We start from the raw sequence: 26,012 nt of genomic DNA, 5'->3' as shown, positions 1-26,012 counted from the left end.
CCATGGCTGGCCGAGGCGGTGGGCGGCCGTCTGCCAAGCCACTGGCCGGAAGCTCGGCAGCGGCGCTGGCTGCGGGACTTGACCTTGATTCAACAATACAAGGGCACGCTGGCGGCCTTGAATCTAGCTTTGGACATCGTCAGCGACGGCGGCGTGCAGCGTGGCGAGATCGTGGTGTTAGAGAATTTCCGCTTGCGGCGGACCATGGCGACGATACTGGGCATAGACATGGATGACGGCGATCACCCCTTGACCTTGGGTACCGGCATGAGCGGCAACAGCATCGTCGGCGACAGCTTGATACTCTCGGAAAGCGATGCCCGGCAGTTTCTGGCGCTATTTGCGCCGGAATTGGCGACCGTTGACGAGGCGGCGCAGGTCAAAGCATTTTTCGAGGAATACGCGCATCAAGTCAGTATCCTGTTGCACGGGCGGGCGGTAAGTTTGCGCTCTGCCGTCGAAGACATTTTGACGGAACAGCTGCCGGCGCATTTGCACTACCGCATCATCGAAACCGAACATCCCTTTGTGCTAGGTGTCGCGCCGCTGCTGGGCATGGATACCTTCATCGAAACCGCGCCGCCGTTCAAACGGGTGACGCTGGACGACACCTATCTGGGCCGCGAGGGGATCTTGAAAAACCCGGCGGCATTTTCTCCGGAGGATATCAATGCGCAGGCATAGCGGTTTTCTTGGTTTGGCCATTGACCCGGTCCTTATCAGAGGCCGGAAGACAAGCTCCCTCTCCTCGCGGGAGAGGGTTGGGGTGAGGGGGCGCTATCAATGTGGTCCAACTGTTTTTAGCCCCTCACCCTATCCTCTCCCGGAGGGCGAGGGGATTTATGCCGCCGGATACCGAGATTTTGGCATTTCCTATTTGGCACCACACATGGAGGCCGTATGGATACCCTAGACGATTTCACCACGCTGGAACAGGACGCCACTTTGGCAGAGCCCTTGCGCCGAGTGGCTTACGAGGCCGGGATGATGCTAGGTCTGGAAGCGACCCGCGACGAGCAGGCCTACCACCGCCGCCGCCTGACCCGCCATCAATACTGGCTGCAAGGTTACGGTACGCTGGCGGGCATGGCGGTGAGCATGGCACCGGCCACGCATCCCAACAATACCGACAATTTGACGGTGCGCCTGCTGGTGAGTCCCGGCCTTGGCATCGACGGCTTAGGCCGCGAGGTGCTGATTCACGAGCCTTATTGCATCAACCTCGGCGACTGGCTGGCCGCGCAATCGGAAAGTCATCTGCGCGAAGGGTACAGCGATGCCGACAATTTGCTTTGGTTGAAAATCTGCGTGCGGCAAAAAGATTGCCCGGTGGCGATGCAGCCGGTACTGGCGCGCAAGCTTAATCTCAGTACCGACGCTGTACAACCCAGCCGCACCGCCGACAGCGTGCGCCTGGAATTGATTCCGGAATTGCCGCCGGCGGCGGCAGACGATGATTATCAACCCTGGGCTTGCCATCAAACGCTGCCGGCGGCGATGCCGGCGTTGTCGGCAGCCGAACAAGCCTTGTTGCAGCAAGTGCAAAACGATAATGCTGTGGCCGGTGCACAACTGGCGCTGCATGCCCGATTGCTGCATGCGCTGGATAGCGGCGGCGTTAATCCGCAACAACTGCAAGACGAGTTGGAGGAGGGCGCCCGCTTGCTACTGGCCAGGATTAGCATCAGCGTCGCCGACATCAACGCCATTCTGGTCAACCCGCAATTAATCTCGATCAACAACTTGGTGCGGCCGTTCCTGGCCACCGCCAGCCAATTGGCCTGGCTGGCCCGCCAGCCCTGATCATGGAGGGACTATGAGCGAAATTCTATTTCAACCTCTCGGCAATCCGATTGCCGCCGGACTGGCGCTGGATCAGGTCGCCGACATCGATCCGCGCTTGACTCGCAGCCATTATTTCGATGGCCGCTTGCTGACCGCCGAAGACCTGACCCGCGATCAAGTCTATCTGGATCAGCGCTTGCGCGAACTCGGCCGAGTGCTGGGTAGCGGCATCGTCGCCGGTTTGGCATTGAGCTTCGACCGCTTCACCGGTTTGCTGACGCTGGAGCCGGGTTTGGCAATGACGCCGGCCGGCCGGGTGCTGGAGCTGGGTAGTCGGCTGATCGTCAATCTGCGCGACCGGGCCTTGATCAGCGGCCTGAACGACGGCAATTTCTCCAACTTGAATCGGGGTTTGTACGCTGTCGTACTGCGTTATATCGATGTCGGCACCGATATCGCCGAGGTGTTTCCGAAAGATTTGAGCGCCAAACGCGGTTTTCAATTCGCGATGATTACCGAGTCGGTGCAGATGGGCTTGGTGCCCTTGCCGATTCCGCTGCCGCAACAAAGCCCGTTACAGATACGCGCGCGCTTGATGCGCGAGTTGCTTGGCGACGATCAACTGCATGGTCTATTACCGGAAGACGCCGTGGCCTTGGGCTTGGTGGCGATTCAAGAAGGCGCGCCGCAATGGCTGGACGCGCAATTGCTGCGGCATCCCTTGCGCGCCGAGCCGGGCATAGACTCATTGCAAAGCGATTTGTCGCGGCAATACGAAGCATTGTTGACCGACATTCTAAGCAATCGCCGTAGCGGCGGTCTGACCGGCGATTTTCATGCCAGCGATTACTTTTCCTTGCTACCGCCGGTCGGCAGTTTGCCCAAGGAAGCGGTCGATCCGGTTAACGGCCGGCAAGGTTATTTTCCGGAAAACTATCAGGTCGCGATTGCTCCGTTGCGCCAATCCGACCTGGAACAGCTCCGCGCTGAATCCCTGGCTTTGCCACCCATTGATTTAAGCAACGGCGAGCCGGTGGACATTGTGGTGCTGGTGCCGCTGTCAAACTTGGATTACGGCCATTACGCCGCGCAATTGGAACGCAATTTCGACCCGAACAAACGCTTGCTGCCGCAACTGGATCTACTGCGCCTGAAACTGTATCCGGTCCGGCCGGTGCATGCGCTGGACACCGATCAAGCGGCCTGGCAGGCTATTTGGGATCGCTTCGGCAGCAATGCACCGTTGTACGTGCGACGGCCCAGTCGCGCGGCGGAAACTTCGATCAGCGGTATTGTGTTAGCGCTAGGCACATCCTTGCCGGCCCCGCCCGAAGTGGTGGGCGGCCCAGCTGACGGCGGCGGTTTGATCGACGACGAGGATAATGTGTTTTTGAAACGGGTCAATTATCCAATGCTGGCCGAACTGCGCGTTCCCATTGACGATGCTGGTCGGGCCGCTTTGGCGGCGCTGACTGAAACCGCCAGCGTGGCAGCCAACGTAGCGGCTAGCCAGCGAATTTTGTTGTTGGTGGAACGCCAATACGACCCGGTAATCTGGCAAACCCTGCAACAACTGGCTGCAGCTAACAACCTGGAAGCATTTTTGGATGCATTGCGCGCCAAGCCTGCTAACCAGGCAACCGGGGAATTGGTTGCAGCTGATGGAGCGGCGTTGGGTTTGGATAACGGCTTAATCGGGCAATGGGCGGCGTTGTTGCCGTGATGGGGAGTTTGGGAAACGTTTAGTTACTTTGCCATGCTTTAAGAGGATGTGGAAATTGGTAGTTTTAAATCCCCTCACCCTAGCCCTCTCCCGGAGGGAGAGGGGACTGTTTCGACTTTTGATGGATACTCAATAGCTTTGAGTTGGAGATGGGTTTTACCCGTATGTCGGCGCGGAGGATTAAAGCGGCATCCGGGCCGCCTGCTGACTCGCACCATCCTGGCGCTCGCACTTCGTGCGCCGATGGCGTCCAAATCTGCTCCAGGCAGATTTGTCTTTGGATACTTTTTTTGGCCAAGCACAAATTCGCCTGGAGCGAATTTGAACAGCCGATAGGCTGGCCCGCAGGGCGAAAACCAGGGATGGTTTTCGTAACGAAAGTATCTCGGCTGTCGGTCCGAGAACCGACATTAGAAAATTTGTCGCGCTAGCGACACAACAATCAAAATTTAAAGGGATACCAGCGATCCTAGCATTAACGGTAAACCAATAAGGAGTAGCCATCATGTCCATGATTCTGCTGCATAGGCCCATCGCCAGTTCCCGCAGCTTGCAGCGGGTGCACATGTTCCCCGGCCGGCATTTGGGCGAGGAAGAGTTCGACCGCGAACAGGCGTATGCCGATGCGCGGCTGGCTGCTGTGTTGCAGAGCAGAAGCGCCGGCATCGTCCATGGCCTGGATTTACAATTGGGGCCGAACGGTCTATCCGAACCCGGTTTCAGTGTCAGCTCCGGTCTGGCATTGGCTGCGAATGGCCAGGCGCTGGGGCTGTACTATCCGCTGCGTGCCGAATGGCAGGATTTGATCGACGCCTACCTGAATCGCAACCAGGTCGCCAGCGCGGTTGGCGTTTACTATTTAATGCTGACGCGCGGAGACCGGGAAGTCGACGGGCCGGGCGTCGATCCCTGTCAACGGACAGAACTGGACCCGACCCGCGATACCCAGCGGGTATTGGCTGGTAGTCTGGCCTTGCTGCGCATTAATATCAGCGACGCCGCCGTCAACACCTGGCCGCGCGAACGCATCGAAAACTGGGTGGCCGCCGACCGGGTCGATGCCGGATTCATGGCCAAGTTGGGCCATGCCTTGCCGCTGGCCTTGTTGGCGGTGGTGACCAACGAGGATGCCAGCTACCGCATCGCCTGGCTGTCGCAAGAAGCGGGGCGCTACGAAGCGGTGGCGAACAGCGGTTATCGGGTACTCCTGAATCAAACCGGCGCGGCAATGCGGCGGGTCATGCAGGCGGCCGGTTTGCCGGCCAACGCCGGGATTCCGTTGCCGCAGTTTCTGCAAGACAATCTGCATTTGGATTTCCTGCCGGCCGCCGGCCAGTTGCCACTGGACTGGCTGCAAAATCCCGCGACACCGACGCCGAATCTGCTTTGGCTGCCAAGTCATCTGGGCATAGACATGGTGCCGGTGCCGGAAGAAGCGGTGATTGAATTGTTAAACAGCCATATCGCCCGTCGGGTAATCGATCTGCGCCAGCCGGCCGGCGACAAGATTCGCTTGCTGTTGGCGGTGAACGAGCCGGATTACCGGCCTAATTTATTGGACATTCCGCAAACCGACAGCGTGTTGGAAAGCGATATTTTCCGGTTTTACATGCGCGCCTACGAGGCTTGGCGCAAATGGCGCCAGCAATTCGATGCGCTGTATTTCGTCGAACCGTCCAACACCCCGCCTTTAGCCGGCGGTATAGGTGTCATTGAGCATGCGGTGCTGGATCCCGCGCAATTCAAAAATCTGGATTTGCCCAAGCCGGAAATTCCGCCGGCCTTGCCTTTGACGATTTTCGAGAAAGTCATCGCTCGCGCCAACAGCGAACAACAAGATCCGCAAAATCCCGGCACGCCTTATCCCTACAGCGAGGGCGTGCCTGCCTTACCCAATTTTTATAGTAGCTGGTTGGGCGCGGACGGCAATCCGCCGCCGGTCGCCACGCCTAGCGACGACGGCTTGGTGGTGCAATATGCGGTGGCCTTGGTGGAACTGGAAGCCATCGAGAACCAGATTCGCGCCATCCGCAGCCGGGTCGAAAAAACCCGCGACTTTTTATTATTGCAACGCCAGCAACTGGATTCGCAAACCGTGGCCTTGGCAGCGTTGGCTGGCGGCGTGGCCGGCGACGGCACCGGCTTGCAGGTCGCGCGCTGGTTGCCCTACGCCAATCTCAACGCCACCGATATTCCCAATAACGTCGAAAAGGCTGTCAGCACCGAAAGCGTGGTCAGCAATGCGCCGAAAGCCGTTTTTGCCACGGCGTCCGCGGGCTTATTCAATAGCGCGATCAGTCAGATGGCCGCGCCGAAAATCACCGCCGGCAGCGCCTTGAGCAACAATCTGCTGAGCAATGCGCTGGCGTCCACCTCGTCGGTGTCCAAGTCGGCGTTTTTATTGACCAGCAAGCCGCAAACCTATTCGGCGTTTGAATTGGGCATCAATAAAAACCGTCTGGATATGTTGTCGCGCATAACTAAGGAAGCGGTCAGCAAGCCGGCTTTCGAGGCCAAGGAATATCGCTTTGGGGTGATCGATCATATCAGCCCGGAAATCAACGAATATGCTAAGGCCTATTATGGAATGAAGGAATTGCTGGCGACGCTGACTGATTTGTTCGACCCCACCGACGCCGCGACCTTGCGCAAACAGATGGAGAAAATCGGCGTGGTGGAAGATGATCAGGCCGGCGCCAATGCCACCAATCCGTTCGAGCGCAGCGGCAAACTGGAATCGCCGACCGTGCTGGATAATCTGGCCGACAAAAACGCCCCAAACAATCCGCAACGCTCCAGCCTGTTAAAGACCCAATATCGCTACCATGCCTTGTTCAAAGCCGGACGGATTTTGACGCAATGGATCGCGATTTTCGAGGCGCGTTACAACAATATCGAACGCAAACTGCAAGGCAAATTACGCGAACAAGCCAATAAACTGGCGCAGATCGACAAACTGGCCGGCCTGATCCGGGTGGCGCGGGAAACCCTGGAAGGCATGGACCGATTCCGCGTCGAGCAACTTGGCGATTACGGCGTCGCGCAGCGCTTGCTGGACGAAGACTGGCGGCAGGTTTGGGCTTTGAACAACGAACGCACCAGGATTCTGACCAAAGCCCTGCGTGGCCTGTACTACGTCAGGGTGCGCGGCACGCCGGTCAGCGCTGCCTTGGCCGACCCCTTGGCGCTACGTTACGGCAGCAGCAAGGATATCGTTCCCGGCTGCGATTGGGAAGAAGAGGTGGATCTGCCGGCGGCGCTGGATCCGTTTTTCGCGGCGATCTGCGAGATTCCGATGGACGACTGGGCCGGCTTAAAACCGTTGAGGCCCAAGCTGCCGCCATTTCAGCAATTCGATTATCTGGGGCAATTGCGTCAGGCCCGTTTTAAGGCCAGACCCGCCAGATTGCTGACGCCGGCCAATACCGATACCTTGCAGGCCCGCCTGCAAACCGTGCATCTGCAAACTCAGATCGTGATGCAACAGTGGGCCGGTTTCAGCTTACCGGCCTTTACCGCCAGCAGTTTGCAAACCCAGGCCGCAGCCGCCAAAGTGTTGGCTTTGGAAGATCTGGCCGGCACAGCTGGACCGCTACGCAAACCCGCCCACGAATTGCGCGAGCAGTTGGAGCATTGCCAATCTTGTCTGCTGGAAAAACTCAATCAGTTGCCGCCGTCGCTGCGTTTGCAGTGGGGGCAACTGGCCGAAGACGATCAGATTCGGGTCGAGAATGTGTCGTGGTGGCCGGGTATGGATAGAGCGGAAGCCGACGATTTCAATGCCGCGCGCACCGTCTCGGAGTTGATCGCCTGGTGGTTTCGGCAGTTGGATCGCGATGCCTCCGCCGCCAGCCGCAGCGCCATGCGCAATATGATCCGGGCGGTGCTTATCCACGCCTCGCTGGGCGATCCGCAGGAGATTATTCGCGGCAACGTACATGTGCCGCCGCGCTTGGCGGCAATCGGCGAGCGCTTGCAGGTCAAATTGAACCGGCCGCCGTTGCCGGGTACCCGGCTGCAATTGCTGGATACCGAACAGCGCGTGGTCGCGGTGTTGGCGGTGGAAGATCATAGTCCGCAAAGCACTCAGGTAACCATCGTCGATATGCTGCAAAGCGGCGTAAAGATCAACACCCGCTTTAGCGTGGTGGCGAACAAGCTGACGCAGCAGCGCTTGTAACTGGAAAATATGAGCACCCTGGCCGCCGATTCCGTTGCGATACACCGTCTGACCGTCCGGGCCGGACAACAGCGGACGGCGGATAATTTGCGCGATACCTTGCAAAGCGCGAATTGGCCGCAAGCCGGGCCGGACAGCTGGGTTTTTATCCGTCGTCTGCAAGTCAGCGGTGCGGCGCGGCAACTACCAAGGCAGTTGCTCGACCAAACCCGACAACATTTAAATACAAGCAATAATCCTGACCAAGTGATGCGCTTTGCCAGTTTGGCCGAGTTATTGGCGGCCTTGTTGACGGATCTATTGCAGGGCCGCGCCGGCTTTAAGTGGTATTGGCGCCGTTGGGCGCATTGCTTCGATTTACCCGTGTCGCGAGCCATATCGGGCCTATTGTCGGAACATCTGACTTTATTGCCGTCGATTTCCGTACGCTTGGCGCAACGGGGTGAATTGGCGGCGGTCTGGTCGAGCTTGAGCGACGGCGGTGCTCGGCAATTGGCGGAGGAATTGGCCGGGCAGCTGGGGTTTCGTTTGCCGGACCGGGCCGCCATCGAAATGGCTGCGGCCTGGGAGCATGATCATGAAGCCCTGGATTTGCCGGGAATCAGGCTGGAACTGTGTGCGGCACCGGGGCGGATTCCGTCGGCATTGCTAAGCAGATGGCACGCGCTATTGGCCGATTTGGCCGTCACGGATGGCCGTTATCAACTGGCCATATTGTTGATTGCTCAGGAAATCGCGCCGCTGTTGTTGCAGCAACGGCCCGCCGAAGTGCTGGCGGCTTTATTCGGCTACTTCGAGCAGACAATGCCGGAGCCGATTTGGGAGGCCGACAATGCGGTAAAGGCAGCATCCCGGACTGATGCGCAGACTGAAGCAATGGCAAAACCGCAGTTGGCAAACCTTTCTCGGCAGATTCCAGGGCAAACAGAGAACCTACAATCGGTAACGGCCCATGCCGAATCAGCGCCTGCCGTTGCTGGTTCCAAGTATTTAAAAGCGCCGCATAGCGCAGAGCAAGCAAACCCGGCAGCCGAGCCAATTCAGCCAAGTTATCAATCTGCTTTAGCAGTTGATAGCGACCCTCGGCCGGCTGCGGAGGCTGCAATATTCTTAGATAGGTTATCGACCGATAGCCAAACCGCCGATCCGGCCTTCGCCCGCTTCCAGACTCGGCAGGGCGGCTTGCTGTATTTATTGAACATGCTGAATCGCGCCGAGTTGCGGGCCGTGATGCAGCAGCATGCCGCAACTTTACCCAGCGGCTGGGCTTGGCTGTATCTGCTCGGGCAGGAATTGCAATTGGACGAGGAGGATGCGCTGGTCGATTTCATTAGCATGCAATTGGGATTGGATAGTCGCGAGCAACTGGCGCTGTTGCCTAAACTGCCGGCCCGCGCACAGCTGTTGAATCTGGCCGAGCGCTGGTACGGTAAAACCGGCGTCTGGCAGCCGGAGCTGTTGGCGCTTAGCGCGCAAATTCACTACAGCCCCAGCCATATCGACTTGTACGCGCCGATGAATGCAATCCGTTTGCCTGTACGGTTGGCCGGGCTGGACATCAATCCGGACTGGCTGCCGTGGCTGGGCCGAGTCGTGAGTTTTCATTATGACTAAGCCGCCGCAGCCCTTGGCCGAATCGATAAATCTGCAAGCGCCCAGCCGGTCTCAACCGCTGGCGGCCTTGGTGCGCGTCGGTTTAGCAGAGTTTTGGGAAAGGATGATGCCGGGCGACAGCGAACTGTCAGAGCAATTGCGTCAGCAAGCCGCTCGGCAGTTAAACGTCGAAGCCCTGCCGAGCTGGACGCAAATGCGCGATAACGCAGCCGCTCAGATACAGACTTCGCCCGGTCCCTTTGGGCAGTGGCTGCGCGAACAACATATCGACTTGCCGCAAGCCTTTTTGTTGGCCGTGGTCGGCAGCGCCGAAACCGACTATCTGGTGACTTTGACGCTGAGCGAGTTGCAAGCGCCCAATCCCGGTAACCGCTTGGCCGTGCATCTGGCGCTAACGATGCTGGACGAATTATTCGGCGCCGGCACGCTGGATGCGCTGGATTTGCATGCTACGCCGCTGGTGCAACAGCAGGTGTTATTGCTGGAGGGAACCGGGCCGTTGTCGCTCAGGCAATTGCGCATCGAACCGGCCTTGTGGTCGGTATTGTGCGGCAGGCCGGCGATTTGGCCGGGTTGCCGGGTAATTGCGCTGACCGACCGCGAGTTATTGCCGCTACGGATTCGCAAGCAATTACCGCATCTCGCCACCTTATTGGCGAAAGGTGAGGTGCGCGGCTTGGCGATACGCGGCAACAGCGGTTGCGGCCGGCGGGCCTTGGCCGCCGAACTGGCGGGCTTGTTGGGATTAATCGCCATCGAAGTGCCGAGCGAATTGTGGCAACAGCAGCCAGCCTTGCCGCTGGCTTGCCAATTGGCTGGCTGGCTGCCGGTGATCAAGGCGCAGGTGGCGGCCGGCGAGAGCTGGCAGTTGCCGACGATACAGCCCAATATTGCCCATGTGATTGTACTGGGAATGACCGATGCGGTGTCCGGTCAGGATTTGCTGGAATTGGAAATGGGTGTACCCGACGAAACCGAGCGCCGTCAGCTTTGGGCGCGCTATCTCGCCGATCCTGAATTGGCCCGCCGTGCCGCCAGCGCGTTGCTGAGCGGGCCGGTGATCCAGAAAGTGGCGCGCAATGCGGTGCTGCGCGCTGAACAAAGCCGTGCAGCGTTAAACGCCGAGCATATTGCCCAAGCCCGCCGCGACTTAGGCGCAGAACGTTTGCGGCTGCTGGCCGAACCGGTGCGGCGGCGGGTCGAACGCAAGGCGGTGGTGTTTCCGCCCTTGGTCGAACAATACCTGCATGACTTTATCGCCCGCGCCCATAGCCGCGAATCATTGTGGGAAGCCTTGGGCGTGACCTTGCAGGCCTCGCGCAATTCCGGCCTGCGGGCCTTGTTCGTTGGCGACAGCGGTACCGGCAAGACGCTGGCCGCCAGTTATGTCGCCACCGCTCTGGGCGCACCGCTATACCGGGTCGACTTGGCGGCGATCATGAATAAATACGTCGGCGAATCCGAGAAAAATCTGGGCCTCTTGCTGGATCTGGCTGCTGCCGCCGATGCGATATTGTTGTTCGATGAAGCCGATTCGTTATTTGGCCGGCGCACCGACGCTCAGCAAAGTGGCGAGCGTTACGCCAATATGCTGACCAACTTTCTATTAACCCGGATCGAAAACCACCCCGGTATCACCATCCTGACCGCCAACAGCCGGGAGCGTATCGATAACGCTTTTACCCGCCGGCTGGACGCGATTGTGGATTTCCCCATGCCGGGGTTTCAGGAGCGTCTGGATTTATGGCGTAGCCATTTCGGCCAACGCAGCCCCAGCGATGATTTGTGCAAGACGCTGGCCAGCTATTGCGACATCAGCGGCGGCCAGATCAGAAATGTGGTGCTGACCGCCGCCGGCTGTAGCCCGGCCGATCAGCCGATTGGCGTCGAGCCTTTGTTGTCGGCTTTGCAGCGCGAATATCAAAAGCTGGGCCGCAACCCGCCGGCGCAGTTAAAGCAGTTGAGGAGTTAGCTTATGGCAACCTTGGCGTCCAAACTCCGCAAAAAGCAGCCGCAGCGCAAAACCAGTGCGCCGCCCAAACCCAAGGAAGAGAAAAAACAGCGCAAGCCGGCATATCTGCAACGCAAGATGGCGGTCAGTCAGCCGCACGACCCAGAAGAAAAGGAAGCCGACCAAGTAGCTAAGGAAGTCAGCCGTGCTAAAAAAACCGGTGAGCAGCCGGGGGTGAAAGAAGACAAGGAAATGATTTCCAGCAAACCGGTGCCCAGCGCCCAGCGCTTGCTGCGGCGCTTAAACCGGGCGGCGGCAAACGCCGCAAAACCCGAAGAACCGCAAAAACCGGTGCGCCGGGCGAAAAAGCCGGAACAGGAAATGAATAACCCGGTTGCGCAGCGTTCCGTGGAAACCGAAGACAGGGAAAAATCAGCACAGGCGCCAGGGCAAAAAGCATTGCAACGTAAGACCGAAGCGGCCAAACCGGAGGACGAAAAAAAAGCGGCGCGACTGTTTCGTAAAACTGAAGCCGCCAAACCTGAAGAAGAGCAGACGCTGCAAAAGACATTGATGCGGGCGGCGGCACAGAGCGAACAGCAGGCAGAACCAGAGCAGCAGGCTACGGCAAGCGCCGCCGAAACCAATGATGTGGAGCCATCGATAGAAGAACGCATCGAGCAAACCCGAGGTCGGGGCACGCCGCTGCCCGATGCCGTGTTGCGCGACATGGAAAAACAGTTCGGGCAGGATCTTTCCCGGGTCGTGATTCATAACGATGCTCACGCCACGGCGCTGTGCAAGGAGTTGAACGCGCGCGCCTTCACGGTCGGTAATGACATCTATTTTGCGCCGGGCGAATATGCGCCGGAGACCGATCAGGGCCGCGAACTACTGGCCCATGAAATGACGCATGTGGTGCAGCAAAGCGGCGGGATTAAGCAGAAAGTGGCCCGCAAAGCTGCCGCGGGCGGCGGCGCGGCGGCCAGCAGCGACCCGGTTTTCGAAGTCAGCGAACCGCTGGAAATTCCACCCATCAAGTCCCGCCACGCATTGCGTTATCAAGGTATGGCGCGCGCAGGCCAATTACAACGGCCAAAAGGCAGCGTCAGCGAAAACCGCGATACCAAACAGCGCGAGCAATGGAAGGGCGTTAAACCCAATCTGAACAAGATTCCCGCCGACCGCCGCCCCAATGCCTCCCACGGTTTTAAACTCAACCTGAACATGGCGGGCAAAAAGAAGGAAATCAAAGCCGACGACGAAGAAGCCTTTCTGGATCTCTTGAGAATTCCGACCTGGGATGGCTCGGGCAAAGACACCTCCTACCAGGTCGATCACATTGTCGAACACCAATTGGGCGGTGAAGATGCGTTACATAACATGGAGTTGCTGAACGCCTCGCACAATGGCAGCGTCGGCTCTTCGTTTCGCGGCGAAATTCGAGATGCCGTCGAGCGGACCATCGCCAAACTGAAACCTACCGATCCGAGACTCAACGATTTGGGCACGCCCGGTACCAAACCATCCGCCCAACACGTGCTGGATAACCGCGTCACCAAATTCAAGGCCGTTGCGGCTGTCGGGGGGCACCAGCGTCGACGTGAAGAAGGGGGGAGTACCTTCTGGAGTCAGGATGACATCAAGAATCTGGCACCGGTTCTGGATTTGCTGGATGATTCTGCAAAGGAGCGCAAGGGTACCTCCACCCGGTTTTCCATTCTGTCTCCGACTGGCGGGCTGGCAATTACCAAAATTAGCCACGCCGCCAAGGATGTCGCGTTCAAAGTGCCGGCGGCCCAAAAGAAAGCGCTATCAGGTTTTAACATGACCAATGTGACACTGGTGCAGGGTTACAACAAACTCGGCGCCAATGCCAAAGTCGGCGATCTCAGTGTCGAGCTGGATTTGGGGCCGCAAATCAAAGTAACGGGCAATCCCGGCGCTTTCGACATCCCGCTGTACAAAGAGGAGGATGTGGATTTTGCCGGCAAAATCAGCAGCGAATCATTGGAAACCCTGTTGCCGAAAAAAGTCGACTTGAAGGGCGCCAGTCCGGTGGATTTGAGCGGTTTCAGTATCAACCGGGGGCTGGCCGCCACCGCAATGCTCAAGCCTACCCATCCTTTGCTGCAAGGCTTGCAAGTGCCCGGCCAGATCGTCAATGGCCGCCTGGGGATATTTCACACCTTCGATGCCAATAGCCTGGCCAAGCGCCTGCCGATACCCGGACTGACAGTCAATGACGCCACCATTACCCTGGGTTACGACGGCGAACGTCTTAGCGTCAGCGGCGATATGCAGTTTGCCGTACGCAATTTCGGTGATGGTTCTCTGGCAGCGGAACTGGATAGCGAGGGTAACTTCGGTCTCGCCGGCCGCTTCCGCGCTGATTCCCGGCTATTTGACCAAGCCGAGTTACAAATGGCCTATAGAAGTACAACCGGGTTCGGTATCAGCGGCACCTTGGCCATTACCAGTCCGGACAAGATCAAAGGCATACGCAGTGCGGCGATCACCGCCAGCTATAACGCCGGCAGCTTTAGCGCCACCGGTACCGTGGAACCCAACATTCCCGGCATCCAGCAGGCTGGTCTTACTGTTGCCTATTCCGAAGCCGATGGCCTTACCATCGGCGGAAACTTGCAATTGTCCGCTAATCCGGCGATTCGCTCCGGTGCGATTGACGTCACCGTCAACAAGTGCGGCGATGACTGGAAAGTGCGCGCCACAGGCAGTGCGCAACCTGCCATCCCCGGCATCGATTCGCAACTTACCGTCAGTTACGACGACGGGGCTTTCACCGCCGAATTCTCCGGTGCATTCAAGCGCGGCATGCTGGCGGGTACCGTAACTGTAGGCGCCAGTAATCGGGCAGTAGGCGAAGACGGCCGGCCCAGCGGCGATCCGATGCCGGATGGTGCCTTGACCGTATTTGGCTCCGGCTCGGCGACGATCCAGATTGCCTCATGGCTGCAAGGTACCGCCGGCATCCGCTTCGATCCGAACGGCGAAGTCACCGTGTCCGGCGAAATCGGCATTCCCAGTAATGTGGAAATTTTTGCGCGTAAGGAAATCGACAAATCGCTGTTCAGCATCGGCATCGATATTCCGATTGTGCCCGGCATCACCGCCGAAATCGGCGGCGGTTTGAATGCGACGGCCGGCATCGGCCCCGGCGTCATCGACGAACTCAGCTTGGGGATTACATACAACCCGGCGCATGAGGAAGACACCCACGTCACCGGTAAGGCCCATTTGCGGGTGCCTGCCGATGCCGGCTTGCGCTTGTCGGTGCGCGCCGGTATTGGTTTGGGGATTCCCGGTGTCAGTGTCACCGGGGGGCTGGAAATCGGCGGTACCCTGGGGATTCAGGGTGCCGCGGAAGCCGGCGTGGCGATCGACTGGACGCCGGCGCAAGGCTTGGATCTCACAGCCAATCTATCCGTACATGCGCAACCCGCATTCACCTTCGACATTTCAGGTTATGTGCGCGCCAAGGCCTTGTTCTGGGAGGTTTACAGCAATCGCTGGACCTTTGCTTCTTATACCTTTGGTTCCAATTATCGGTTCGGCATCAGCCTGCCGATTCACTACCACGAAGGACAGCCATTCGACATTTCTCTCGACGATGTGCAGTTCGAGGTGCCGGACATTTCGCCGAGTGATATTCTCAGTGGACTTATCGAAAGGATTGCCTAATGAGCATTGCGCTTAACGATTTGCTCAGAGAAGGAGTGATAGCCCATCAAGCCGGTAATCTGGCCGAGGCGGCGCGCTTGTATCGAGCGGCGCTGGAACTGGACGCGGACAATGCCAGCGCGCATAACAATCTGGGCTTTGTGCTGGCTCAGCGGCAAGAGTGGGCGGAGGCTTTGGTACATTTGCGTACCGCGTTGCGGTTGAAGCCGACTATGGCGATGGCGCATTGCAATCTCGGTCAGGTGCTGGTGAATACCGGGCAGGTCAACGAGGGTCTGACGCATCTGCAACAGGCCACGGCGTGCGATCCGGATAATGTTACCGCCTGGGACAATCTGGCGCGGATTAGAGTGTTGCTGGGTGACTTTCAGGGCGGCGAATATGCAGCGATCCGGGCCTTGAAGCTGCAACCCAACGCCCCGCAGCTGCATACCCGCTTGGGCATCGCCGTGGCCGCGCAGCAACGGTTGCCCGAAGCCTTACAGCACTATCAACAAGCTTTGGCATTAGACAACAAGCATCAAGAAGCTTGGGCGCAATTGGGTATTACCTGTTTTCTGCGTAACGATCTGGGCAGCGCCCGCGATGCGTTGGAAACCGCGCTGGCGCTGAATCCGGACGACAGCAATGCCTTGCGGCATCTGGCCTTGGTGAGTCTGAGTCTGGGTAATCGCGATGTTGCCATCGCCCAGTTCGAGCATTTGCTGGAACATAATCCGGACGATGATGAATCGCGCCTGGATTTGGCGGTAGTTTTGTTGTCCGGGCAGCATACGGCCGCAGCCTTGGAGCAGCTGGAGTCGATAAGCGAGGCTGTGCGCGCGTCCAGCAAATATCAGTTCTATTTGGGTTTGGCCTTACAACAAAGCGGCGAACAGGAATCCGGCGCGCAATTGCTGCGGCAACTGGCCGATTTGCCGGATGATGCCTACGGGGTTAAGGCGCGGAAGATGTTGTTGGTGAGTTGAGTTTAGTGAGGCGAGAAGGGTTTGAATTGGAACAGGAGGATGTCGAGAATAAAGTTGAAAAGGACGGGCAACGGCGAAATGCGGTCGGCTGGGGAAACTTTCCAATTTTGTTATTTAAGGCATCCTGTAACCCAATTGAATGTCCGGTTTTCGGCGAACAATTTGACATAATGGTTGAGCCAGCGGTCATAACCCGCCTCCCAACCTTAGATCGCGATCGACTAAAAGATGTCCCTAAGCCGTCATTCAGGCAAAGCTCAATTGTCCTCAGACAATGTAGGAAATGACATGGGTGGCCACCCGCAGATATTGGCATATAGTTTATGGGGAATCCTCAGCACGGTCAGAAAACCACTGGGTTATTCCCGAGCCGCGACCTAGGTAAACAGTGTTTGACAAGCATCCACGCTTTTACCGCAGTACTTGGCATGGGCATAGGTCGCGAGATATTCGGCTACCGGATCAAGGGCGAACGCGATCAAGTAATCATCACCCTCGTGCCGTTGTTCCAACAATTGATTAGATCGAACGTTGTAACGAATTCACACATTGTCGGTAATCAGCTATTTTCTTTTTCAGCGCCTCCTCCACATCGTGCTGCTCAATGAGCTTCGACCGATAATTGTCCCCCAATTCCAAGCAAGGCAACAGGCCGTCAACCAGAAGCAATTTTTCCTTGGACATGGCGTTTTCCGCCGCTTGATCCTTAGAGTTTACGCTAAGCTATGTTTGCAGTAACCAGCTACTCACAGCAGTTACATCAGACTCTATCTTGATAGGTATGAGGTATTGGACTAGCGTCGCGGATATTCAAATTGCAGGGCTACAAAATCCGCAGTCGGCGCACCATAGCGTCCGGCTATACCCTCAAGTGCCGCATCCAGTGCCCTCGCAGGCGTGCCCGCATAGACGGCCAGGACATATCGACCCGGCTCGGAGCCGGCCTCAGTTTCCATGAGCAAGCCGTGGCGGGAACGCACCGCGCCGCTTATATTCGTCGCCAATGCTTCGGAACGAAAGGTTCGTGACCAGGCATCCGCCATGAGTGCCACGGAAATTTCATCGAAACCGTCGTCAACGGGCATTTCGACAACCTCGTGTCGCCACACGGCGAGCCAATTACCGGCTGCAAGCAGGATGTGGTCTGCGGTGAGCGTGAACGCAGACGTATCGTGATCGATTTTCCAAGTGCTCAGGCCCAGCCGTTGCGCGGTAAGCTCGGCAGCATGCCGGCCGGCAATTGCTTCGACCAGCGCTAACGATGCCGGCAGGGAAGCGCTGATACCAGTGGTCGTCATCACCTGTCCGTCAATCACGAAACGTTGGTTATGCACCCATGTCGTACCAGGAAATGCTTCAGCCATTTCCTCCAAACCCGACCAGTGTGTGGTCGCCGCTTTGCCTTCGAGTAGTCCTGCATGCGCGATAACTCGTGCGCCCTCACAAATCGATACCACTGTCGCGCCCTTTTCGGACTGGGCTCGCACCCAGTCGAGCAGTACCGGATGATCCGCTCTATCCATGGCGGGAATAATCAGTATATCGGCCCCGAGCGGGGTTGATGCGTCGAATTGCACTATCGTCATATCCGCGCGTATCTGCAGCGCAGGCATCAACTCAACAGTGCCCGGCTCAGTCGAAATTGTCACCACATCTGCTGCACCGGATTCCTTCAAGACCCCGTAAGGAATGACAAAATCCGTGGTTTCTGTACCGGCATTGTCGGCAAGTATGACGACCAGCGGACGAGCTCGCCGGTCTTTCGGCGCCGGAAGGGTGAGGGAGTGCTTCGTCAGTTCTGCAATTTTCGCGTGTGTGGATTCCGCGCCCAGGCATGATTGCGTGTAGTACGTTTGCGCTGCAAGCAGCACCATCACGAAACTGATAATTTTCATCAAAGCGGAACACTTCATTTGTTTTCCTCAATCATTGATTGGCGTAAAGCGGAAGAAATTGGCTAGTTAAAACGCGAGGGTCGTCACCGACAACGCCACGACCTGAATATGCGTTGCTATTTGTGCCCCATTAGCTCATTCTGGTGCACTCGAGCGTGCACGGATAGCATACCCACCCAGATCGGTTTCTCTTGCGCGCCCTGTCAACGCGCATTTGCAATGACTCTTGAGTTTCGCAAAAGATAGGCGAGATATACGGCAGCCACCACATCGTAGGTCAGGCAAAACATTGGCCACCAACTAGGAACGCCTGGATTGGAAATGAGATGGCCGTGAAAGAAATCAAATAGGCCATGGGTGACTAATGCAGCAACGACAAACCACAAATTGCGTTTGAAACCAAGAACGGTGGCCCCTAAAAATAGGGTCATAACGACTGACTCGTCAAGGACAGCCTGAACCGAACCGCCCATTACCGCGAACAAACCATAGTAGGATGCGATTACTACCAACACGGTTGGATAGAAGCTGCGTTCTTTGTCTAGGCCGACGAATGCAGCGAACAACGAAACCACTAAGGCGATGACTATACCTGCGAGATATTCCAATTTGACTCCTATGTTTTAATGTTTGAATTTAGCGGCCATCAAAGATCTGCTGTAACCAAGGACTATGCGTCTTCGGGAAACGATTCCGGAAAAATGCCAACAGATACATATCGCCGCCTGTTGACCGCCGATTCTCGATTCGCCTCTTATAGCCATCTCGGAACAGACTGCGTGTAGGTGGCGAAATGTTTGCCGAACTTTGAAGACAGCGCTCTTTCCTCGGGTGAAATTTGAAAGCGATTCATATAGATAACAAACGCGGGCAACAGGATAAATCCCAAGGCATGCGCAAGAAAGAATGCCCAGCTACCTAGCGCAAATAAGAAACCGACATACATAGGGTTCCGACTGAAACGATAGACACCCGAGCTTACCAAGGTAGACGCCGTACCCGGTCGCATTGGATTTACCGTTGTCTTGGCAGTACGAAATGCAATGACGCCTGCAACAACGAAGACGATGCCAATACCGCACAATGCCATCGATAGGATGAGACGCCCGGGTATGCAGAAGGACATAACCGGAAACTGCACTGATGCAAGCCACATTGCGCCAGCAATGAAAAGTGATAAGGCGACGGGTGGAATTCTGAGTTCAAGAGTATTCATATGAAGATGCCGGCTGGTGTTAATTTACGAAGGAGCTCTTTAATGCAGGGTTAGTGTGCATACGCAAAGCATCGCGGATAAATGTTTGCCATATCTCATTAGGAACCCAAACCTCCTTCATTGGATGGGCTGATGATTCCTCACTTTCCAGCAGACATAATCTCCGATAGAGGTAGATAAAAACCGAAGCCCGCATGTTTTTTGCGCAATGCACCCAAACATTGCGCTTCTCGAAGTCCTTGAGCGCGCCGAAAAACTGCATTAACCGATAAATCTCGGGTTGTTCCCATACCACGGGAATATGAATGTAGGTAATTCCTTGCCGCGCAACACATTCAGCTTCACCGGGTAGGGCGTTTGATGACGTTGTGAGAGCCAAATTGATCACGGCTTCTATTCCAAGCGCCGTCAGACTTGCAATGTCCTTCTCGGATAATTGGCCGGAAGCCCAAAGCCAGTCGAACACTTGATGAATGTTTTCAGCGTCCATGAATGGTAACTTGGCGCTCATTCAGCGAACCGCTCTAGTCCAGACACTTGCCGCGCGCCTGATCGACGAACCGCAAGCCAAAATCGTTTGCTCTATGGGTTTTTGGCTGCCGACACTACGGTCCGAACCTGGTCCTGGGTTGCTGTGACAGAGATTTTCATTGGTGCGGTTCATGATATGTTTCCGTTCAAGTTGAGTTGATGCGGTGCCTAGTCTACGGGCTTACATCAGTGACGGCTTGAACGAAACGGCTATTCGCGCTGGAAACTTGAGGGCACAATCCCGAACATGCGCTTGAACGTCCGCGAGAAATGTGCGGAGTCGGCAAATCCGCCGGCCTGGGCGGCCTCGGTCAGATTTGCGCCAGAGGCAAATGCAGTGAGCGCGATTTCGATGCGTAGCCAAAGCACGTAGGGCCGAAACCGCATGCCTGTCTGTTCAATGAAGAGATGGCGGAAACGCTCCGCAGAAAGGCAGGTGGCATCAGCAATCTTGGCAAGCGGAACTGTTTCGCCGATATTCTCACGCAGTAGCTCCACGGCATATTCAATCCGCTTATCCAGAGATACCGCCGAAATCATGTTCGTGGCGGCAAGTTTGGTAATCACAAAACGCGCGGAGGCGGCGAGTTCTGAATCCAGGGCGCCTTCCTTGTAAGACGCGGCGAGCGCTGCAAGTTCATGCGCCAGCGTATTATGGGTAAGCGAAGAGATACCCTCTTCAAGGCCTATTTGGTGCAGCACCCGTCCCTCGCGTGATTCCGGCTCAACAAAGATCATCGCCACAAATTTGCCGCGCGCCTCGAATGCATGCACTTGGTGCGCGGCGATGATTGCTGCTTTGTAGATATTCCAGGGTCCATTGGGGCGTCGAAAGCGCACGCCGTCCTCGGAAAACGAAAACGTAATCTGGACGGCATGATGGGAATGAAAATCCGTGGGCTCTCCTGCTCGACCGATCCACAGACTCCCACCACGCCAAAGTACGATACGCCCGGTTCCTGTCGTCTTCATTGCCTATTACTCCTGCCACCCATTCTCCTTTTTTAGATGCGGGCACTCGCTTGCTTTAACGAATGGGTATGCCCCTACTAAAAAAAGCAAGACTCCTTTTAGCGCTACGCGAAAAGCGTCCGGAGTGGGAGGACGCCTCTTTAGAAACTCAAACATTGTATTCCCTCGTTCTGGCTAACATGTATTAGTCCGCTCATCGACAGCGTTCACGCGCGACGCCGCGACACCAACGGTGCTGTACGGAGAAACTGATTGGCCACCGCCTCCTCAAGCATCCATCTGCCCATGGCTTCATACGAAACTGGCGACCAGGAATTTAAAGCGCCATCCCAGTCCGCCGAGGCCTCGGGGCGTTCGTTTTTGCCGCGCGAGTTCAATGCGGCGCGGACGAGCGTCCAGCGAAGCGGCGAGAACGCCTCACTGCCCAGTGCGTCTATCACGGCTTGTTGTTCACGAGCTCCGCGGCCCATCGTTCCGGGCATCCACGCAAAGAAACGCATGGCCCGGCTTGGAGTCTGCCTTGGTGCCGAAGAGAGTAAAGATAATCGCATTCATCACTTAAATTTTGTCTTTCAACTTATTTGGCTGCCTAAACCGATGTTTACCCGCAACTCGGAGGAGGCGAAGAAATTTTGGACATTCAAAATGGCTCGGCGCATTGCAGACCGCGGCATGGCGAAGTCCATCACGCATAGCAGTCAGTTCTTTAATTTTTCTATCCAACTCATCCGCCTTGGCTAAAAGCGACGTTCTATCGATGTCAGGCCCTTCAGGGGTAAACATCTCGCCGATCTGATCAAGCGAGAAACCGGCACCGCGCGCCAAAGCAATTAATGCCAGACGCTCCAACACATCGCCACTGAATATACGGCGTAACCCTATGCGCCCTGTAGACCGAATCAATCCTTTCTCTTCATAAAAACGCAACGTGGAGGCCGGTAATCCAGATGCCTTAGTAACCTCAGTTATATCCATACACTTTCCTGTTGAAATTAATGCTTGACCTCAAGTTGACTTGAACTTTTATTCTAGGCTCGAAAATAACGGTTTTTCGAGACTGAAACACCAAATAAATGTTGAATTTTAATGGGCTAATGATTTAGGGAGTCGAGATGGAAGCAAGTTTCTGGCATCAAAAATGGGAACGCGGTGAGATTGCATTTCATGAAAGCGAGGCAAACCCATATCTTGTCGCGCATTTTAAAGAATTACATCTGAAAAAAGGCAGTCGCGTATTTCTGCCGTTGTGCGGTAAGACCCGGGATATCGCTTGGTTGCTTAGCAGAGGTTATCGAGTGGCTGGCGCGGAATTGAGCAAACTCGCCGTTAGCGAGTTGTTCAATGAACTTGGCTTAGAGCCGAAAACCTTTAAGGCTGGAAAATTGACCCAATACAGCGCTAAAGACATAGACATATTCGTCGGTGATATTTTCGACGTGTCTACCGAGCTTCTTGGCGCAACAAACGCGATATACGATCGGGCAGCCTTAGTTGCCCTGCCATCCGGCATACGGGAGCACTATACGTCGCATCTGATAAACATAAGTGGCACGGCACCGCAGCTGCTGATTACTTATGAATACGACCAACACCTGATGGATGGGCCTCCGTTTTCAGTGATTGAAAACGAAGTAAAGCAACACTATGAGTCTGCTTACAGACTGAAGTCTGTTGAAAGCAAGAATATTGAAGGTGGATTGAAGGGCGAAGTTGCCGCAACGGAGACCGTCTGGTTACTCCAAAACGCTAATAAGTAGGTTGGTTTATCATGCCGGGTGTTGAATGGATATTGTTGTCTCTTGCGCTGGGTGCTTTGGTGTGCTTTATCGCGGGCTTACTGGTATTTCGCTGATCTTGAGTATAACGATGCTAGTTTCGCTCGTTTATTATGGGGATAAATATTATGCTCAACATTGCCATAACCAGGGGCGAAAATTGGCCCGATAAAGGATTCCTTGGTTATGAGGAACGTAATCGGATGGCGGCTTTAGCGGACACATTTGCCATTTTACTGAGACGCCTAGTTGTACGTTGATGGCCGGTTGGGTGAGTTCTCCAGTGGCTGCTTTGTAGCCCACCAGTTCGAAAAGTCTGGATTTTTCTGACCGGCCGCTTTGAAGAAACGCGACTGTCAAAAATGGGTCGGTTGTGACAGTTCGCCAATTCAAATGCCATGATTTCAATACCGGTGCAATCGTATCGGAATAGGTGGCTTAGTTTAGATCAGGGCAGGTGGTGGTTTTCCGTTGCGATGAATGGCTTGGTTTAGGCTGGAATAGCAATCACAAAGCCTCGAAATATTCGCATCTGTTAGCCCGTTGCTTGTTGGTAATCAATTTGGCCTTCGGTTCATTGCATTTATTCGGGGCGCTATTACTAAAGAATCTACAATTGCGGCAGACGCGCGTAGCTGTGCGGCAGCCGGCGCATTTGGACTCGTACGCATAATCGGTTTGCCGTAGTTTGTAAGCACAGCGCCAGCATTCGCCATTACCCTTGATACTCATCGCTACCCAGTTCTATCAGAAAATATCTTGATTGGCATACGATTTTCCTGTCCTTTTATTATCTGAGATAGTTAGCCACCAAGCTTTTGTCATTGAAGCAGATCAAGCGGCAGACCGCAACGGGCCGCAGCAAGGCCATCGCGCTTTCCAGGCCTGATTATCAATCCGCGCTAAGCGCTCTTTATAACGTCCCAAGGTTTATTAGTAAGCGTGCCTAATTTGTTTCTAATTGTTACCAAGTCTAAGGGATACGGCGTTACTTTCAACGTCCAGCTTGATGCCTTAATTGTTGAAATTGCGGCAATAACTCCCGCAAAATCTATATTCCCGCTTGAAAAAATCGGCCGGGAGGCCAGAATGAAATGCAGAGCGCTACTGCGGTGTTAACACTGCGCAAGCGGTCGATGACGAGTGGAACAAATGAGCGGCAACGCGTGTCCTGTCTGAGGATTGAACGTTAGGGGCAATTACCACGTAAAGAGCGGGTACGGAAAGATTCAAATTGGTGCATAGTGGCGTCGAATCCCTCGAGCAATCGTGGTTTCGTATTTTGTTCATAATTGGCTGAAATGATGGCAGATGTCTTGGTTAGTGCGGCCTCACGGTAAATTTCGGGATTTCTGACTGACTACAGACCTCGAGTCTGACCTCGTCAACGGCATCGGCGGTAGGCTGGCGGGTTGGAGACCACAGTTTAGGCTGTGGCATCCCCCGCCGGCGGGCTCATCATCCCACTCCGGTTATCTCTCCCTTCCTGTCTGCGAACGGCACTTCGACTGTTTCTTGGTGTTAGCGCCAATCCTGCCTCCATGTCCAAGCATGCACCGCAATGACATTAAAATTCCGTGGAATAGGCCTAACCGGTCAGCATTGATACAATAAGGCATTATTTCTCAAAGCCACATTATCCAGGGAGTACTTCATGATTCGCTTTCCAGCAGAATGGGAAACACAATCAGCCGTTATCATCGCTTGGCCGCACCACAGCGGCGACTTTACCAATTTGTCCGCCGTCGAAGACACCTATCATTTTGTCGCCACCACGATTAGCCGGTTTCAACCCCTGGTGATTATTTGCAAGGACGGCGAGCATCAGCAGCATATTCAGACGCAACTGGGCCACAACGAAAAGATTCATATGGTGCAGGCTGATTACAACGATATCTGGCTGCGGGATACGGTATTTTTGACGATGGAGTGGCAGCATCCCAAAGCTAGCGTGCAGTTACTCAACTTCCGTTTCAACGGTTGGGGCAAGAAATATCCGCATGCGGCCGATGATGCGTTGAATCTGGCGCTGTTTGCGCATCCGATTTTTAAAGGCCATCCCACTGCCACGCTGGATCTGGTGTTGGAAGGCGGCAGCGTGGAGTCGGACGGTCAAGGTACCGTGATGACGACCAAGAATTGCTTGCTTAACCCTAACCGTAATCCGGACCTATCGGAAGCGGCGATTGCCGGCCAGTTGCAAAACTATTTGGGTGCGAAGCGCATTTTATGGGTCGAGCAAAGCAATCTGGCCGGCGATGATACCGATGCGCACATCGATACGCTGGCGCGGTTTTGCGATGCCAACACCATTGCCTATACCAGTTGCGACGACAGCGAAGATCCGCATTTCCAAAGTCTGAAAAATATGGAAGCGCAGTTAAAAACCTTTAAAACCGCAAGCGGCGAAGCTTATCGTTTGGTGGCGTTGCCGTTGCCGAAACCGATTTTCGACGAACAAGGCCAACAGTTGCCTGCCAATTACTCGAATTTCCTGATTATCAACGGCGCGGTATTGGTGCCGGTTTATGAAGACGCGATGGATGCGGTGGCGCTGGAGCGGCTGAAAACCTGCTTCCCTAATCATGAAATCATCGCCACGCCCTGCCGGCCGTTAGTGCATCAGTATGGCAGTTTGCATTGCGCGAGCATGCAGGTGCCGGCGATTGTTAAGTTGAATTTCTAAGTATTCGCCTGATTTTTTCCGGTGCAATGCGCTGGCGTATTGCACCCTTTATAGTCTTCAAACCGATTAGCTCATGAAAAAAACGATTATCGCCTGTGCCTTGCAGCAGCCTTGCAATCGCGGTCGGGAAACCAATCTGGCTTATTCCATCAGCCAAATCGAAAAAGCCGCGCAACAAAATGCCGACCTGGTGGTCTTGCCGGAACTGCATCTCGATCATTATTTCTGCCAAAGCGAAGACACAGCCTGTTTTGATTTGGCGCAGCCGATACCCGGCCCGACTTGCGAAACCCTGGCCGAAGTAGCCAAAGCCAACCAGGTGGTGATCGTTTCGACTATTTTCGAGAAGCGGGCGCCGGGCTTGTATCACAACACCGCCGTGGTGTTTGATAAGGACGGCAGTATCGCCGGTACGTTCCGGAAAATGCATATTCCCGACGATCCGGGGTTTTACGAGAAGTTTTATTTCACGCCCGGCGACTTGGGTTTTACGCCCATTCAAACTTCGATAGGCAAGTTGGGTGTATTGATTTGTTGGGACCAATGGTATCCGGAGGCGGCGCGGCTGATGGCGTTGGCGGGGGCGGATTTGTTGATTTACCCGACCGCGATTGGCTGGAATCCCGATGACGACGCTGCCGAGAAACAACACCAGTGCGATGCCTGGATTACCGTGCAGCGTGCGCATGCGGTGGCGAACGGCATTCCGGTAATTTCCTGCAACCGTATCGGTTTTGAAGCTGCGCCGGATCAAGCGCCGGGCATTCAGTTTTGGGGAAATAGCTTTATCGCCGGCCCGCAAGGCGAGATTCTAAGCAGCGCCGATGATAGTAAGGATGTGTTGTTATTTGCCGAGCTTGATGCGCAGCGCAGCGAGGACGTCAGACGTATTTGGCCGTTTCTGCGTGATCGCCGGATCGATGAGTATGCGGATTTGAAGAGACGGTTTATCGATTAAAGGCTGATGCTTTCAGCGATTTGAGAAAGCCGGGCAACAGCTGGAACTGTTGCCCG

20 protein-coding genes are annotated in these 26,012 nt (G+C 55.6%); 11 read left to right on the top strand and 9 right to left on the bottom strand.

Annotation, left to right across the window (positions count from 1 at the left end; genetic code table 11):
- The 8 genes from NP589_RS18925 to NP589_RS18890 form a co-directional block, all read left to right on the top strand.
- A partial coding sequence (locus NP589_RS18925; protein WP_256608357.1) for a phage tail protein occupies positions 1 to 684 on the top strand: 684 nt, incomplete at its 5' end.
- Between the two features lie 216 nt (positions 685 to 900).
- On the top strand, positions 901 to 1,803 hold the full coding sequence (locus NP589_RS18920; RefSeq protein ID WP_256608356.1) for a hypothetical protein: 903 nt from the start codon (positions 901 to 903) through the stop codon (positions 1,801 to 1,803).
- Between the two features lie 13 nt (positions 1,804 to 1,816).
- On the top strand, positions 1,817 to 3,508 hold the full coding sequence (locus NP589_RS18915) for a hypothetical protein (protein WP_256608355.1): 1,692 nt from the start codon (positions 1,817 to 1,819) through the stop codon (positions 3,506 to 3,508).
- Positions 3,509 to 4,013: 505 nt separating this feature from the next.
- Positions 4,014 to 7,688: a hypothetical protein gene (locus tag NP589_RS18910; RefSeq protein ID WP_256608354.1), complete on the top strand. Its 3,675-nt coding sequence runs from the start codon at positions 4,014 to 4,016 to the stop codon at positions 7,686 to 7,688.
- A 9-nt stretch (positions 7,689 to 7,697) separates the two neighbouring features.
- Positions 7,698 to 9,302: a hypothetical protein gene (locus NP589_RS18905; protein ID WP_256608353.1), complete on the top strand. Its 1,605-nt coding sequence runs from the start codon at positions 7,698 to 7,700 to the stop codon at positions 9,300 to 9,302.
- Complete coding sequence (locus tag NP589_RS18900; protein WP_256608352.1) at positions 9,295 to 11,274, top strand: ATP-binding protein; 1,980 nt, start codon at positions 9,295 to 9,297, stop codon at positions 11,272 to 11,274. The genes NP589_RS18905 and NP589_RS18900 overlap by 8 nt, the downstream gene beginning before the upstream one ends.
- Before the next feature lie 3 nt (positions 11,275 to 11,277).
- Complete coding sequence (locus tag NP589_RS18895) at positions 11,278 to 14,955, top strand: eCIS core domain-containing protein (RefSeq protein ID WP_256608351.1); 3,678 nt, start codon at positions 11,278 to 11,280, stop codon at positions 14,953 to 14,955.
- The gene (locus NP589_RS18890; protein WP_256608350.1) at positions 14,955 to 15,923 is read left to right on the top strand and encodes a tetratricopeptide repeat protein; all 969 of its coding nucleotides are present in this window, start codon (positions 14,955 to 14,957) and stop codon (positions 15,921 to 15,923) included. Before NP589_RS18895 ends, NP589_RS18890 begins: the two co-directional genes overlap by 1 nt.
- Before the next feature lie 519 nt (positions 15,924 to 16,442).
- On the opposite strand, the gene NP589_RS18885 is transcribed toward NP589_RS18890, so the two are convergent.
- From NP589_RS18885 to NP589_RS18845, 9 genes are all read right to left on the bottom strand, one after another.
- Positions 16,443 to 16,607: a hypothetical protein gene (locus tag NP589_RS18885; protein ID WP_256608349.1), complete on the bottom strand. Its 165-nt coding sequence runs from the start codon at positions 16,605 to 16,607 to the stop codon at positions 16,443 to 16,445.
- Between the two features lie 110 nt (positions 16,608 to 16,717).
- A complete protein-coding gene (locus tag NP589_RS18880) occupies positions 16,718 to 17,836 on the bottom strand; it encodes a DJ-1/PfpI family protein (protein ID WP_256608347.1) in 1,119 nt (372 codons plus the stop codon).
- A 185-nt stretch (positions 17,837 to 18,021) separates the two neighbouring features.
- Positions 18,022 to 18,426, bottom strand: a complete 405-nt coding sequence (locus NP589_RS18875) for a hypothetical protein (protein WP_256608346.1) — start codon at positions 18,424 to 18,426, stop codon at positions 18,022 to 18,024.
- A 146-nt stretch (positions 18,427 to 18,572) separates the two neighbouring features.
- Positions 18,573 to 19,034, bottom strand: coding sequence for a methyltransferase family protein (locus NP589_RS18870; RefSeq protein WP_256608345.1), 462 nt, complete (start codon positions 19,032 to 19,034; stop codon positions 18,573 to 18,575).
- A 19-nt stretch (positions 19,035 to 19,053) separates the two neighbouring features.
- A complete protein-coding gene (locus tag NP589_RS18865) occupies positions 19,054 to 19,545 on the bottom strand; it encodes a protein tyrosine phosphatase family protein (protein ID WP_256608344.1) in 492 nt (163 codons plus the stop codon).
- The gene (locus NP589_RS18860; protein WP_256608343.1) at positions 19,546 to 19,698 is read right to left on the bottom strand and encodes a hypothetical protein; all 153 of its coding nucleotides are present in this window, start codon (positions 19,696 to 19,698) and stop codon (positions 19,546 to 19,548) included.
- A 77-nt stretch (positions 19,699 to 19,775) separates the two neighbouring features.
- A complete protein-coding gene (locus tag NP589_RS18855; protein WP_256608342.1) occupies positions 19,776 to 20,537 on the bottom strand; it encodes an AraC family transcriptional regulator in 762 nt (253 codons plus the stop codon).
- A 206-nt stretch (positions 20,538 to 20,743) separates the two neighbouring features.
- On the bottom strand, positions 20,744 to 21,037 hold the full coding sequence (locus tag NP589_RS18850) for a hypothetical protein (RefSeq protein ID WP_256608341.1): 294 nt from the start codon (positions 21,035 to 21,037) through the stop codon (positions 20,744 to 20,746).
- A 58-nt stretch (positions 21,038 to 21,095) separates the two neighbouring features.
- Positions 21,096 to 21,512, bottom strand: coding sequence for a helix-turn-helix domain-containing protein (locus NP589_RS18845; RefSeq protein WP_256608340.1), 417 nt, complete (start codon positions 21,510 to 21,512; stop codon positions 21,096 to 21,098).
- 137 nt (positions 21,513 to 21,649) lie between these two features.
- Between NP589_RS18845 and tmpT the strand changes: the two genes are divergently transcribed.
- From tmpT to NP589_RS18830, 3 genes are all read left to right on the top strand, one after another.
- Complete coding sequence (tmpT, locus tag NP589_RS18840; protein WP_256608339.1) at positions 21,650 to 22,294, top strand: thiopurine S-methyltransferase; 645 nt, start codon at positions 21,650 to 21,652, stop codon at positions 22,292 to 22,294.
- A gap of 1,672 nt (positions 22,295 to 23,966) precedes the next feature.
- Positions 23,967 to 24,998: an agmatine deiminase family protein gene (locus NP589_RS18835; protein ID WP_256608338.1), complete on the top strand. Its 1,032-nt coding sequence runs from the start codon at positions 23,967 to 23,969 to the stop codon at positions 24,996 to 24,998.
- A 73-nt stretch (positions 24,999 to 25,071) separates the two neighbouring features.
- The gene (locus NP589_RS18830) at positions 25,072 to 25,956 is read left to right on the top strand and encodes a carbon-nitrogen hydrolase (protein ID WP_256608337.1); all 885 of its coding nucleotides are present in this window, start codon (positions 25,072 to 25,074) and stop codon (positions 25,954 to 25,956) included.
- Positions 25,957 to 26,012 lie beyond the last annotated feature (56 nt).

It is taken from the genome of Methylomonas rosea, assembly GCF_024505055.1.
Lineage (GTDB): Bacteria > Pseudomonadota > Gammaproteobacteria > Methylococcales > Methylomonadaceae > Methylomonas > Methylomonas rosea.
Note: the sequence above shows the minus strand (reverse complement) of the source record. Positions and strands in the feature narration are given on the sequence as shown.

What these genes read in the sequence shown, in the direction of transcription:
- NP589_RS18920 (WP_256608356.1), top strand. Translation starts at nt 901, where the DNA reads ATGGATACCCTAGACGATTTCACCACGCTGGAACAGGACGCCACTTTG.
- NP589_RS18915 (WP_256608355.1), top strand. Translation starts at nt 1,817, where the DNA reads ATGAGCGAAATTCTATTTCAACCTCTCGGCAATCCGATTGCCGCCGGA.
- NP589_RS18910 (WP_256608354.1), top strand. Translation starts at nt 4,014, where the DNA reads ATGTCCATGATTCTGCTGCATAGGCCCATCGCCAGTTCCCGCAGCTTG.
- NP589_RS18905 (WP_256608353.1), top strand. Translation starts at nt 7,698, where the DNA reads ATGAGCACCCTGGCCGCCGATTCCGTTGCGATACACCGTCTGACCGTC.
- NP589_RS18900 (WP_256608352.1), top strand. Translation starts at nt 9,295, where the DNA reads ATGACTAAGCCGCCGCAGCCCTTGGCCGAATCGATAAATCTGCAAGCG.
- NP589_RS18895 (WP_256608351.1), top strand. Translation starts at nt 11,278, where the DNA reads ATGGCAACCTTGGCGTCCAAACTCCGCAAAAAGCAGCCGCAGCGCAAA.
- NP589_RS18890 (WP_256608350.1), top strand. Translation starts at nt 14,955, where the DNA reads ATGAGCATTGCGCTTAACGATTTGCTCAGAGAAGGAGTGATAGCCCAT.
- NP589_RS18885 (WP_256608349.1), bottom strand. Translation starts at nt 16,607, where the DNA reads ATGTCCAAGGAAAAATTGCTTCTGGTTGACGGCCTGTTGCCTTGCTTG.
- NP589_RS18880 (WP_256608347.1), bottom strand. Translation starts at nt 17,836, where the DNA reads ATGAAGTGTTCCGCTTTGATGAAAATTATCAGTTTCGTGATGGTGCTG.
- NP589_RS18870 (WP_256608345.1), bottom strand. Translation starts at nt 19,034, where the DNA reads ATGAATACTCTTGAACTCAGAATTCCACCCGTCGCCTTATCACTTTTC.
- NP589_RS18865 (WP_256608344.1), bottom strand. Translation starts at nt 19,545, where the DNA reads ATGAGCGCCAAGTTACCATTCATGGACGCTGAAAACATTCATCAAGTG.
- NP589_RS18860 (WP_256608343.1), bottom strand. Translation starts at nt 19,698, where the DNA reads ATGAACCGCACCAATGAAAATCTCTGTCACAGCAACCCAGGACCAGGT.
- NP589_RS18855 (WP_256608342.1), bottom strand. Translation starts at nt 20,537, where the DNA reads ATGAAGACGACAGGAACCGGGCGTATCGTACTTTGGCGTGGTGGGAGT.
- NP589_RS18850 (WP_256608341.1), bottom strand. Translation starts at nt 21,037, where the DNA reads ATGCGTTTCTTTGCGTGGATGCCCGGAACGATGGGCCGCGGAGCTCGT.
- NP589_RS18845 (WP_256608340.1), bottom strand. Translation starts at nt 21,512, where the DNA reads ATGGATATAACTGAGGTTACTAAGGCATCTGGATTACCGGCCTCCACG.
- tmpT (WP_256608339.1), top strand. Translation starts at nt 21,650, where the DNA reads ATGGAAGCAAGTTTCTGGCATCAAAAATGGGAACGCGGTGAGATTGCA.
- NP589_RS18835 (WP_256608338.1), top strand. Translation starts at nt 23,967, where the DNA reads ATGATTCGCTTTCCAGCAGAATGGGAAACACAATCAGCCGTTATCATC.
- NP589_RS18830 (WP_256608337.1), top strand. Translation starts at nt 25,072, where the DNA reads ATGAAAAAAACGATTATCGCCTGTGCCTTGCAGCAGCCTTGCAATCGC.